We start from the raw sequence: 13,138 nt of genomic DNA on the forward strand, positions 1-13,138 counted from the left end.
ATCCTCTCCCGGAGATCAAGGAGTAGATATTCTTGTCTTCTTGAAAAAGATGATTCGGGTCAACGCAAAAATCAGAGGGATTTGTAATTTAAACATAAATTTTAGTTAGCCTGAACAGAAAGAAATCCTTGTCCTTTACACCTCTGAACTTTGCACGGAAACTCTTTATTTTTAGCATTGATGTTGATGAACAATATGCTTGTTAATTTTGTTTTTTATAGAAAGTTCGTACTGTGTAGTTCCGGTTTTAAGTTCCAGTTTCAATATTAATATTGGGAGTGTTTAATGTTGTTTCCTTTTTGACTCTTTTTACTTCGTTTTAAGGGAATTTCTATTTTTGAAATAGAGTTTATCTTTTAATAGATAAAACTTCTTTTAGAAAGGAGGTATTGAGTTGTGTGACTTGAATAATCTTTGTCTCTTATCCTTTAGAATTTGTTTTATGTCGATTATCTGTAAAATATTCCTATCTTTATTAATTTATAAAAAGTAATGAAATGAAATTGAGTATGCGTGTAGTTCTGCTGACTGTCGGTATTTTGATAGGTAGTGTTGCCGGATTGTTGTATTGGAAATTTATCGGATGTGAATCAGGTTCATGTCCTATCTCTTCTTCTCCCTATATCAGCACATTGTATGGTGCAATTTTGGGAGGATTGTTGTTTAGTATATTCAGAATAGAGAAGAAAGATAAATAGCGAGTAAATTTTCTCTTTTGCATTCTTTTTCGGATTTAAATACATATTTTTATTTCATCTTTTTTAGTAATCTGTTTAAAATTGTCTTTGTATTTTTATAGCCCCTTAATCCTTTCTTAAGAGGGGAGACTATCCCTATGAATATGATAATTGAGTCTTTTTCCGGGAGAGATATAACATATTTATTTACAGACTATAGCATCTTTGGAAGCATCAACAAAAATTCCCCCTCCGGAGAGAGGCAAGGGTGTGCCATAAAGAGTATGTCATATCCTGTCTGTTACATCCCATAAAAAATCTCCCTGTCCGGAATATTGCACCAGACAAGGAGATACATGGAAAACATGAGAGAAAATAATTATCTTGATTTTATTATTTTTATTTTCTCAGGACCTGCGGAATATTCTACGGTAAGAATATATACGCCTTGTGTCCATTGTGAAGCTTCATCGATGGTAATTTCGTTTGTACCGGAATGAACACTTTCTTTTTTAGTTAGTAATACTTTGCCGTTCAAATCATGAACAGTAAGTGTAATATCTTCTTCATTGTAAGCATTTACTGTTACTTTGATGCGATCTTTAAACGGATTCGGAGCTACATTTACAGATGCTTTTACTTCTACCGGTGTAACGCTTGTATAAATCGGATTTATCTGGAATGCTGTAATGTCTTGGAATCCGCTCATTTCGTATTTCCATGGGTATCCGTCAACGTCTAATAACCAAGCATAATCTACACCAACACTGACATCTTTAAATCCTTCATTAACATATTGCCATTCTCCGAATCCCGAATCACTCATACGATAAACTTTGTTATCTTCGGTTATACCCCAGACTTCTTCATTTCCGGCGCTTAATTTGATGATTTTGTATGGATTCTTGATGACTTCCCACCCGCTTTTGCGTTGCGCAGACATACGAACGATTTCTCCTTGCGGGTTGAAACCCCATACCGAATTGACATCGGCAGTTATCGAGGTGAGTTCTCCCGGAACTTTTGTCCAAGGTTTGCTTCCCGAATGGTTGCGATAATATACGTTATTTTGGTCATCTATACCCCATACCATAGACATCGTTGCTGCTATATCGACAATTTTGATATTAGGATCAGATTTATCGGACCATCCGTTCGATACTTCACAAGGTTGGTTACCCGGCAATGCTGCGCAATAAGGTTTTCCTGAAGCGGAAAGCACCCAAACGGTATTGCTTCCGAAAGATATTTTTTGGGTCGCCATGTATTGTCTTGCTTGTTTCCACATTTTTACCGGATGCCCGTCTATTTCATTACAATAAACATCGCTTCCGCATACCATCCATACATCTCGCAGACCGGCAGCAATACTGTTGGCCGGTTTATCGAGGCCTTCTATATATTGTTTGCTTAATTCCGATAAATGGTGAAGCGGACGGAATATACTCAGATCTACCTCTAAGTTGGCATCCAGATAGTCTTTATCTTTTTCCGATTCTTTATACCAAGCAAGACGGTAACTTCCTCCGGCATTTCCTGGTTGAGCACTGTGGTATTCATCGCATCCTTCAGCTTCCAGTATGATAGATTTCGATTCCCGGTCTGCAAATTCACGAACAAGGCTCATATATTGGTTCGGGAAACGGTGTTCCGGATGGTCGCTTCTGTGCCAAACCGAACCTTCCCGCCAGTCGCTCCACGCTTCCAATACGATCCATTTTGCTCCTACTTCATGACCCTCTTCAAAAATATGTCGAATACGGGGAGTTTCACCATCTTCCAAAAGAGAACTGACATGAGTATCGAATTCCGGTTTCCAACTCTCATAAAGCATTCCGTTCTTGTACCAAGTCCCTTCGTTTGTTTCCGGATTCCAATTGGTATGCACAAGGTTCATCATCGGTTGGCGACCGCCATTGAAAGCAAAAGCGAATTTACGTTGGTTTCGGTGCGTTACGATTTCACAACGGCTTTCCATATCTGCCCATCCGAACCAACCTTGTAGTCCCCATGCTATGTATTTCATTTTGGGTCCTTCTTTTTTAAGGAAAGTATTCGAAAGAATGAACGCCGGCACAAGATCAAAATCTTCTTTCATCCGTTGTTTGATATACAAAAAGAAATCAGACCAGTCTTTGCTGCTATATTGGTATTGTTTCATATTGGCATCGGCACTCCACCATTGCATCGGTACGCATTTTACATCTTTACCTTCTTGGAAACTATCTTCATCACTGAGTTCATCCGGAGTGGTAAAGAACAGCATTTCCCGAGGTACGGTTTCGTACCATTTTTTGATGGCATATTCATATACGAATTTTTGATGTTCCGGATTTTTAACGTCAAAATTTTCACCTAAGTATTTTTCTACAGCCAATGGGAAAGGAGCATTGTCCACAAAGTAAGCGATTTTGATATTGTCCCGAGCATTCGGGTTTCTTTTTATCGCTTCTACCATATATTTTAACCCTGCACAAGGCATTCCACCCGGTCCGGTTACATATCCTCGGTCTTCAATATCATATTCTTCCGAAGTTTGTCCATCGGGTTCTCCTCGTCCATGAGCGAAAATAACTTCGACTTTCGATTCGAGCATTTCCGAAATATAGATATCCGCAGCCTCTTGCGTATAACCTAAATTGAAATTATAGATCGACTGTTTGTTCCATGAGATAACCTGATTGCGGCTATATTGGGCCTTTTCCGGAGCTGCCGAAGTCCATGTCGCATCATCACCGCTGTCACCGCCTTTCGCTAATTCTCGGGTAGTTCCTGCATGACCTCCGATAGCAAAAGTATGCATTCCGTCGTCCCAGTTATTTTCAAAATCGATATCCGTATCAAGAACATTGTCAGAAGTATTGTCATCTTTGCGAATAAAGACCATGTCACAATTGACATTTCCGGTTTCGAATACCAGTTTCAGGTCATAATAACCCTCTTCCAACTGTTTATGTCCTAAGTGTGCCAGATCAAATGTGTTGATATAGTTATACGGAGCTTCTACTCCGTTTTTCAACGTACTTCCGTTAATTTCCAAATGTACGGTCTGACCTTCGCCATTTCCCACTATACGGCCGGTGAAACGGTAGTGACCTGCCGATAACCATACTTTTTTGTATTGAATCCAATCTCCCGGCTGTGTATTGCCCACATACCAGTTATTCGTCGATTCCTTAATTTCAGCATAGGACGTTAAGGAATACATCCCCAACAAGGCAATAAAGATGTGTCGTAAGATGTGTTTCATATATAATATTTTTATGTGTGTTATGTATAGTTTTGCTATGTCGAGACTATTTGTAAAATTTTGTGCAGTCCGAAAAGCAGAATCTTCACAAAAGGAATAAAAAGAGGCACATAAAAGCACCTCTTTTTATTCAAGTAGTTTATTTTACTTTAAATTGATCTTTTACCATATCGAGATAGAGAAGTCCGTATCCTTTTCCGTACGACGGATCGGTCGGTTCTATTCCGGAATCAAATGTCCAGTCATTGAATGAGTCGATCAAAACCATTGGGTTCCTTCCGAGATTCATTTTGGCGATATTACACATCGACCAAAATCTTTCCTGAGTCTTAGGCATCCACGGATAGTTACCGTTCTGTTCATTGGCTACATATTGTGAATAACCGGGAGATGCCGAAGGGACAAAATCTATATTGTATCTCGACAAAAATGTTTCCCTGTTATATTTGTAGTTTTCATTTGTAAATTGATCGAACATCATGACCCGCTCATATTGATTACCTCCGACTGCACACATATTCTTCATGGTGACAGCATCGACTTTTCCCGATAAATAGAAATAATGGAACCTTTCAGGCGGAGTCCACGCTCCTTGTTGGGCAATAAGATACATCTCTTTTCCGGTATGTTTACGCACCGTATCCCGAATGGCCGTGTACATACGATAAGAATCCTGAGTGTACAATTTATTAGCATCTGCTATTACGACAACCGGACGACCTCCTGTATGGTAATAATTCGGATCCGAAAAATAATCGGAAATACGTTTAAAGTAACTGCAAATACGGTCTGATCGTTTAATCAATGTGTCGATACGTATGGTTACGACTTTATCCATCCCGGGATTATCCGGATCATCTATTATTTTTGTTATCGGATAAGTTTTTTTCGTAGGTTCGACATTTTCTACCAATTTGTTGTTGTTCAAATCGGAACATACACTGTTCAGATTGACCATCAAGGCAAATTTCAGTCCGTTCAACTCTACTTTAGGCAGCGTATCGTTCAATCCGCGTACCATATCGATAAATGCGGTATCCCGTCCGATATTCAATGGATAAATATCATTGGCATTTTCATTGACTCCGGGAAGAACCATAAAATCGATTCGTCCATAGTGACACCATTCCACGATTTTTTGCATGGCACGGGCTCCGATCGTATCTGCCGCCAGATGGTATTTCCCTGCTTCTATTGCTTCCGGAATGTTATGCCAAGGTTTGGTATTCGGACCGAGTTTACCGGCTGCCAGATCCTGTTCCTGAATGATACGGGTCCATTGATCTATATTACTTTCCAATGCTTGTTGAGGATTGTAGAGATATACCCCTACCGGAATATCCTGCGTTACTTTTACCTCCTCGATTTCATAATTCAACCAGTAATCATCTATCGAAGGATTGTCATCTTTACAGGAAGTAATTGTCACACCGGCCAATATTAAGCCGTATATCAAAAATTTATTTACTTTCATGTAATTCTATTTTTTGCTTTAAATACTAAATTAATCTATCAGATATCCACTCTTGAGTATTGTCAACACTTCATAATCCAGCGCTTTGATCAGTGCTTTATCTTCATTTGTCTCTCCGGATACCTTTTTGGCATACTCAACCATCTCCTCATACGTCTCTCCATACAGATGTTCGAAATATTCGGCACGGAAGAAGATCACTTTATTACCCAAATACAACTCGTCAGCAGTAGCGATTGCCGGATCTTTTTTAGCAAATCCCAAACTGGTCCAGATATTGTCTCCCCATCTTTCCGGTCGAGCATACGGGCTCGCTTTTTGCAGGTTATCTACCGCTTTGTAATATTCGGTCTTATTTTGGTATGTCTCGGATATTGGATATATCATCCGTTCAGACCAAAAATTATAAACTGTATGTATTCCTTCTACGTTTGTAGATGCACCTCCCGAGATGAACGGCGGCCATTTCATGGCACGAGTACGACGTTCGAGATTCCATCCTTCGATGCCGTTAAAGAAGTCTGCAATATAGCGTTGTTTATAGATCTGTTCCAATTGTCCCTCCTGACCGTTAGAACCGATAATTTGGGCTTGATATAATCCGCGGCTATCCTTGAATCCGATTTTATCCGTACCCCATTTAACACCGTCTTGTGCCATATACTCATCAGCCCCAGATATTTCGTATTGAGCAAACGAAGCGCGAATACCCTCTTCGTAATATTCTTGAGCGCTCTTGCTGCCTAATCCGAACAATACTTTCGCTTCCGCTTTCAGGAAGCAGGCATCCGCCCAGTTCAGAATACGGAATTTTGCATCGATCTTGATAAACTCTTCTTTAATATAAGAAGGATTGTACACACTTCGAGTATTTAACGGGTCGGTTGTTCGTTCGGTATTACTTCCCGGTTTGTAAGCAGCTTCCCAATCCGAAGGCATTCTGACTTGCTCACGCATCGGGACATAAGGTACCGAATGACCTACAATGATCGAGTCCCGACGAAAATCGTTCATTCCGTCTACGAGATGGTCCATCCAATCCTCACAACTTGTTATATCACATACATGAGGACGGGTAATCGTATCCCGAACCTGAAACAGTTTGTCAGCAGACGTTCCGCGAGCATTTGACTTTTCTACAAAAGCCTCGATACGGGGATCATTGAATGTGAACAGGTAGATCGCTAAGTATTCTGCCAATGCCGGAAATGTAGAGTCGCTCAGTGTACCGGTCTCCAACGGTCTTAACAAACGATCCCAATAAAATGAACGGTCGGCGGCACGGTCGGTACCCCATTGCGGTTGTACGATTTCATCTACCGATGCGATCAGCCAATCTTCATGTTCCATGGCTTTAGCGGCATTTTCTCTTGCTAGATCCATGCTGAGATTTTGTGACTGCATAGCTACATTCAAACGCAGTGTATTGGCAAATTTTCTCCATTTAGCCACATTTGCCAATGCGACAGAAGTATTTGTCGTTACCCCGAATACCGGATCCTGCATCAGTACATCTGCTGTATAGGGAGTTTCGGGATTATACAGATTTACGGCATCATCCAACAATTTCAGGATATTCGTATAGACTTCAAGCTCCGTATCGTATTTGAAATCCCGTTTGTTACTGTTTCCCGTTAACAGTGCATCGCTCATGGGAACACCTCCATACATGGAAACCATTACGTAGTATATGTATGCTTTCCAGGTTTTGGCAATTGCTGAACGGTTTTCAAAACCGGCTTTCCCTTCATATTCCAATTCGCAATCGTTCAAATCGCGTAGAATATCGACATAAAATTTTTTAAAATATCCGTTGCCTTCATCTTGAGAAGGAGTCGTTCTGAAACCTAAAACCAAGTAGCGAGCAAACAAGTTCCCATTCATAAAATTAAATTCGGATACCGTATTCATTGTCCGGTACACGGTACCGGCAAAGATGTTCGGCAACTCCGCAGTATACATCTTATTGTTGTTCGTATTAATTTCCTCAAATTTATCGACACATCCGAACAGGCTTCCGATAAAAGCGAGAAGGCATATATATGTTATCTTTTTCATATCCTGTAAAATAATTAGAATGACACTTTAATATCGAAACCATAAGTTGCCGAAGGCTGTGCGTATCCTTCTTCAAATCCCTGTGCGTTTCCGGTGGTACGGGTAGCTTCCGGATCGAGTCCTTTCGGCGTATTCTGGAATAGAATGGCAACGTTACGACCAACCGCCGATACTCTGACATTCTTCAACGGAGTTTTTTGCAACCATTTTTTCGGAACTGTATAACCGATGCTGATCTCTCTCAGTTTGATATAGCTGGCATCATAGATATAACGTTTCATACTTGAAGCATTATTATGACACCAATGTGTAACCGGACTAACCCATGACGTATTCGGTTTCCCTGCCCATACACCTTCCGATTCGTCATATACGGAATTATCCATGTGGATACCTTTGGGACGCTCCCAATCAGGATAGACTACGGCATGGTCTTTCAAATCGGCTCCCGGCATTACGGTATTTCCGACATCCATAATCCCTTGCATTTCATTATTGGTTTCTCCGAGAATACGTTTCGACATTAAGAATTCGTCACGACCTTCAAGTGTTTGTACGGTTTGTCCGTCTATACCTCCTTGGTAAGCTGTACGAGAAAGGAATTTACCTCCTTTTTTGAAATCGATCATCAAGTTGAAATCGAAATCCCATACCCGAACCGAGTTTCTCCATCCTCCGATCCAGTCCGGTTGGACGTTTGCCAATACTTGGTCCGATACATATTTAGGACGACCATCAAGTTGTACGCATATTTTACCGTTTTCGTCCCGTTTGTAGTCATTCCCGTACAAAGTTCCGTAGGGTTCGCCTACTACGGCGTATAGCTTAACTCCATTTACGCCGCTTCCTAACTCATAACGATCCATTCCATCGATAAGAGAGACTATTTCGGAATTGTTTTTCGCCCAGTTGAAAGTCGTGGTCCAAGTTACCAATTTGGTTTTTACCGGTACGCCGGTAACGGATAACTCATGTCCCCAGTTTTTAACTTCACCGGCATTGTACATCATTTGCGTATAACCGGATACCGGAGAGATATCTCCGCGAATAATCTGATCTGTGGTCCGTTTGTTATAATAAGTGTAGTCTATCGACAGACGGCTATCCAAGAACCGGAGATCTGTACCGATTTCTCCCGACAATGTTTTTTCGGGTTTCAGATTCGGATTTTTACGAAGCGATTCGCCGTTATAGTAGGAGATATCTCTAAACAGTCCGGCATAATTGTATCCGTTATACAAGTTATCGAAGCCGGTATCGTTACCTACTTGAGCGAAAGATCCACGCAATTTGGCAAATGAAAGAATATTTTTGTCGATTTCGATCATATCGGTAAATACAAGACCTGCGCCGGCCGAATAGTAGAAATAGGAGCAATTGTCGATCGGCAGGGCAGAAGACCATTCGTTACGGGCGGTAAGGTCTAAATAAACGCCTTTATATCCTACGGAAAGCATTCCGAAGATCGCTTGTTTCCATTTTTTGCTTTCCCCCTCACTAGTAGTCGGTTTCCCTGCATTATTGGCAAGACTTTGAAAATCCGGCTTCAGTAACTGATTGACTTTAGAATCAGTTTGTTCCGATTTTATCTGTTGATGAGATATACCTATGTTCGCATTGATACTTATATCTCCGAAACGTTGGTTGTACATTAATATTCCTTCATAATTATTGTTCATTGCAATTCGGTTACGAACATTATATTCTCCGTCGGTATCCCATGGGGAATTGTAGTTGGTGAATGCCCATGCCCGAGTTGTTTGCATATCGGTTGCAGCACGCAACCTTAATTTCAAATAGTTGGTGAAAGTCACATTCAATGTAACATTTCCCATAAACCAGTGTTTGTAGTCTTCGTTTGAAAGCTCGTTTAATAACCAGAACGGATTATTGAATCCCCGACGTGTTATTGCTGTCCCATCCGGATTTTTCCAAGGAATCAATTCTTCCATCGTCGCATCGCGCGACAGGTTGGCAACCACCCAGAGGGGATTACGGTTAGAACTTCCTCGGAATCCACGATTGTCGGCATGTTCATATACGTAACGAGCACCTAAATCCATACTTAAGAAATTCGTGAATTTAGCAGTAGAGTTCAAGTTGAAGTTGTGACGATCTAAATTGTTGAAATTTTTCAAGATATCGTCGGCATGGATATTGGTATAAGAGAAACGGAAACTTCCGTTATCCATTACTTTATCGAAAGAGACACTGTTGGTAATGGCTTTACCTACTTGGTACATATTCTCGATCGTTTCTTTGGCAGGAGAGTATTGTTTGATTTGTCCGTTACGTCCCACCACATCGAATCCCAACATCGGGAGTCCCCAACAACGTTGGTCTTGCCCGGCCATATTGGGATTGAAAATACCATAAGGTAGATTCGGATCATATTTATAGCCGTTTCCCGATGCCGTATAATAGTTAAAGCCTCTTTCGAAACCCATGTTTTGTCCCGATCCGTAAATGTTCTGATAGGTAGGATATTGCATCAGGGTACTGAACATCATATTGAAGTTATAGCTGACTCCTAATCCGGTTTTGCGGGTCGCTTTCTTAGTCGTAATCAAAATAACCCCGTTCGCACCGTCCGATCCGTACAGCGCCGAAGCATTCGCACCTTTCAGCACTTCGATGCTTTCGATTTCATCCGGACTGATATTATTTGCCGGGTTACCGTAATCGAGGTCACCGCTTTCACCCATATCGTTCATAATGGGTACACCGTCGATAACGTATAACGGTTGGTTGTTTCCGGACAGAGAACCGTTACCGCGAATAACCACACGTGTAGATGCCAACGGACCTCCGTTACCGATTACCTGAAGACCGGCAACCTTACCGGAGAGCATGTCCAACATGTTCGAAGCACGTACATCGCTCATCGATTCCGTATTTACCGTTTGTCGGGCATACGACAAAGATTTTGCATCGCGGGTAATACCGAGAGCCGTAACAACGACTTCGTTCAATGCTTTAGAGTTCTCTTTTAACGTAATCCGGAAATCGGTTTTATCACCGATTCTGATTGTTTGAGGCTCGAAGCCTATAAAACTTACCCGTAAGGTCGATTTGGGTGGAACACTTAGAGTAAAGTTCCCTTTGTAATCGGTTATCGTTCCTTTAGATGATCCGACAACCGATACGTTTGCCCCCGTAACAGGTTCTCCGGAGGCATCGAAAACAGATCCGGTAATCTTTATTTCTGAATTTTGGGCGGAAAGTAGCTGTGTGCAGAGAAACAGTCCTACTACTACCCAAGCAAAACGGAAACAAGATGTCCGTTGCAAGAAATACATTAACGTATTTCTCCATGTAGTTTTTTTAGGTATTTCCATAAATAAAAATTTAGAATTTGATTAGTGTGTGATATTGTATAATCGAGGTTCATAGAGATATAAAGTCGTTAGACCATTCTAACGACTTTATATCTTATCATTATTGTATCTATTTTATCCAGATTTTCTTTACCGAAATTTGGTTGTCCAAAACCGCTTTTACGATATAGAATCCGTTGTTGATACCGTTGATTTCCATGCTTCCGGTTGTTGCTTTCAACAAACTTCCGTTCATATTATATAACTGAATGTTTGCATCGTTATTTCCTGTTCCGACAATGATCTCTCCATTACGGACATAGATTTCGATTTGATCTTTGTCTTCGGTCGTGTTTTCGATACCCGTAAGAATAGGATTCCATGTCCATTTATCCCCGAGGCCATCTATTCCGGCTTCATCCATTTCGATAGATCCTACGGCACAAGAATTACCGGAAACTTTCCGGACATTACCTATTTGGTCCTTGTCAAGACCGAATTGTGTTAGGTATTCAGCGTTACCGAAAGTAAGTCCGGGAGCATTTGTATCTATAAAAGGAGCTATATATTTTCTTGGACCGTATACTTTGGCAATATCGTCCGACAAGCCAGAGAGATTATATTGAGCAAAATTTTCTTCATTTATATCATTTATACTTCCCGGCATATAATTCGTCTCACAATTTATGGCTGCACCATCGGGGATAGGATTGTTGGTCAGTCTGCCGAAATAAGTATTGTACGCTTCAAACTCTCCAGTTTCCAGAGGATCTCTTAAGGTCAAGTCAGAAGTCGTATTTTTAGCATTGTCAACAGCATAGTTTCTTTGGAAAATACAATTGTAAATACGTTTCACACAGTTTGTTTTCGGATTGGTTTCTTGATTAGTAATTAACAGAGCTGCACCATGTCCGCCGTTACCTTTGGTAATATTTTCTGTTACAGTACAGTTTACCATCGTAAATTCGCTGCCCGGTGAAGCGGCTCTCATTGAAATAGTTCCCCCATCGAGATTAGCAACATTGGAAATAAAAGTGGAATTCAAAACTTTTATCTTACTTGGGTTCTTTACTATATTATCAATTATGAAAGCTCCACCCATGTTTGCAGAGTTGCCGTAGAATGTACAATCTTTGATGGTGACAGTATGACCAGCATTCTCTCTGCCTGCTGTTTCACGAAAGGCAATTGCGCCTCCAGATCCGGCAGTTGCATTTCCCATAAACAGACAATGTTCGATAGTCGCGTTGATCGGCTTATCATTAACCATGGTCCAGAAGAATATCGCACCTCCTTCTCCGTTGATTTTAGATGTATTTGCCATAAATCTACAGCCCGAAGCAACAAATGTACCTCCACCAAGGTTTATTGCATTACCTTGACGGTTCTCATTGGCCATGAAAGTACAATTATATAGGTATAAGTTTCCCATTTCTGTTTTGTGGATGGCTCCACCACGACCGTTCGATCCTTTGTAATCGGTCGGAGAATCGGGATCGGCATGGTCGGGAGTGTGACCACTGAAAGTACAATCAATAAATCGAGCATTTACACTGGCTCCTATCCAGAAACCATTACCACCGTCATTAACCAAATCCCGACCGTTTTTAAAAGTCAGGTTTTGAAAAGTAATATTCGAACCACCGTGCAGGCGGAATACACGTCCCTTGTGTTCAGAGTCAAATCCGGAGTTGACACCTTCTCCAATGAATGTGAGATCTTTCCATGCGCCACCCATAATTACAAATCCTTGGTGTCCTTTTGCTCCGGCTTGTTGATGTACATAGCCACTTGTTCTATCGGGTTTTTGATTAGGGTCTTGAGACATCATGATCATCCCATTTACATGAATTACATCTCCTGCTTCAATTACGCTATTCAATTGGCTTAAATAAGCTACCGGAGTTTCAGGAGTTAAACCATCATTCTCGGCAGCTCCGCCATTCTCAGCAGACGCAACATAAAGGTCTTTTGCACTCAAAGAAAAAGCTGAAAACGAAAAAAGTAAGGCTGTTGCCCACAATTTTGTAGAAGTTCTCATAAGTAAAAATTTAGAGTTAATGAATATTGTGAATTCTGTATTTTCAAGAAGAAGCTAAGTTTTTCGGTAATTTAGATCAGGCTCTTCTTAAAACTTGTTACAAAAGAAATTTGGTGATATTAAAAATGCTCAACTACATTGTTACAAACTGTATTAAATTCTTATTAAATTGATTTTAATATTCCTGATATGAGAATTATAATTTCAGGACTACTATGTTAATAATGTAAATACCTGTGAATTAGTGATAAACAATATTATTATAAAAAGAGACCTATGTTGGGGAACGATTATTGATTCCAGTAATAAAAAGATATATTA

The 13,138-nt window shown here is 40.6% G+C and carries 6 protein-coding genes; 1 reads left to right on the top strand and 5 read right to left on the bottom strand.

Features of this window, described 5'->3' with window-relative positions; translation table 11 throughout:
• Nucleotides 1–497: 497 nt before the first annotated feature.
• Nucleotides 498–698 carry a DUF6132 family protein gene (locus tag AC1WHX_RS05875; RefSeq protein ID WP_122337521.1) on the top strand — a complete coding sequence of 67 codons (201 nt, stop codon included), beginning with the start codon at nucleotides 498–500 and terminating at the stop codon, nucleotides 696–698.
• A gap of 358 nt (nucleotides 699–1,056) precedes the next feature.
• On the opposite strand, the gene AC1WHX_RS05880 is transcribed toward AC1WHX_RS05875, so the two are convergent.
• The 5 genes from AC1WHX_RS05880 to AC1WHX_RS05900 all read right to left on the bottom strand — a co-directional run bounded on the left by AC1WHX_RS05880 (nucleotide 1,057) and on the right by AC1WHX_RS05900 (nucleotide 12,817).
• The gene (locus tag AC1WHX_RS05880) at nucleotides 1,057–3,927 is read right to left on the bottom strand and encodes a DUF5010 domain-containing protein (RefSeq protein WP_122337520.1); all 2,871 of its coding nucleotides are present in this window, start codon (nucleotides 3,925–3,927) and stop codon (nucleotides 1,057–1,059) included.
• 139 nt (nucleotides 3,928–4,066) lie between these two features.
• Entirely contained in the window at nucleotides 4,067–5,401 is a 1,335-nt protein-coding gene (locus tag AC1WHX_RS05885) for a glycoside hydrolase family 99-like domain-containing protein (RefSeq protein WP_122337519.1), read from the bottom strand.
• Nucleotides 5,402–5,431: 30 nt separating this feature from the next.
• On the bottom strand, nucleotides 5,432–7,459 hold the full coding sequence (locus tag AC1WHX_RS05890; protein ID WP_122337518.1) for a SusD/RagB family nutrient-binding outer membrane lipoprotein: 2,028 nt from the start codon (nucleotides 7,457–7,459) through the stop codon (nucleotides 5,432–5,434).
• Between the two features lie 14 nt (nucleotides 7,460–7,473).
• Complete coding sequence (locus AC1WHX_RS05895; protein ID WP_302544907.1) at nucleotides 7,474–10,797, bottom strand: SusC/RagA family TonB-linked outer membrane protein; 3,324 nt, start codon at nucleotides 10,795–10,797, stop codon at nucleotides 7,474–7,476.
• A gap of 109 nt (nucleotides 10,798–10,906) precedes the next feature.
• Entirely contained in the window at nucleotides 10,907–12,817 is a 1,911-nt protein-coding gene (locus tag AC1WHX_RS05900) for a T9SS type A sorting domain-containing protein (protein WP_302544908.1), read from the bottom strand.
• Nucleotides 12,818–13,138: the final 321 nt, after the last annotated feature.

The organism is Coprobacter sp., assembly GCF_982436375.1.

Bases quoted from the DNA above. Each gene is read 5' to 3' on its own strand.
- AC1WHX_RS05875 (WP_122337521.1), top strand. From the start codon at position 498: ATGAAATTGAGTATGCGTGTAGTTCTGCTGACTGTCGGTATTTTGATA.
- AC1WHX_RS05880 (WP_122337520.1), bottom strand. From the start codon at position 3,927: ATGAAACACATCTTACGACACATCTTTATTGCCTTGTTGGGGATGTAT.
- AC1WHX_RS05885 (WP_122337519.1), bottom strand. From the start codon at position 5,401: ATGAAAGTAAATAAATTTTTGATATACGGCTTAATATTGGCCGGTGTG.
- AC1WHX_RS05890 (WP_122337518.1), bottom strand. From the start codon at position 7,459: ATGAAAAAGATAACATATATATGCCTTCTCGCTTTTATCGGAAGCCTG.
- AC1WHX_RS05895 (WP_302544907.1), bottom strand. From the start codon at position 10,797: ATGGAAATACCTAAAAAAACTACATGGAGAAATACGTTAATGTATTTC.
- AC1WHX_RS05900 (WP_302544908.1), bottom strand. From the start codon at position 12,817: ATGAGAACTTCTACAAAATTGTGGGCAACAGCCTTACTTTTTTCGTTT.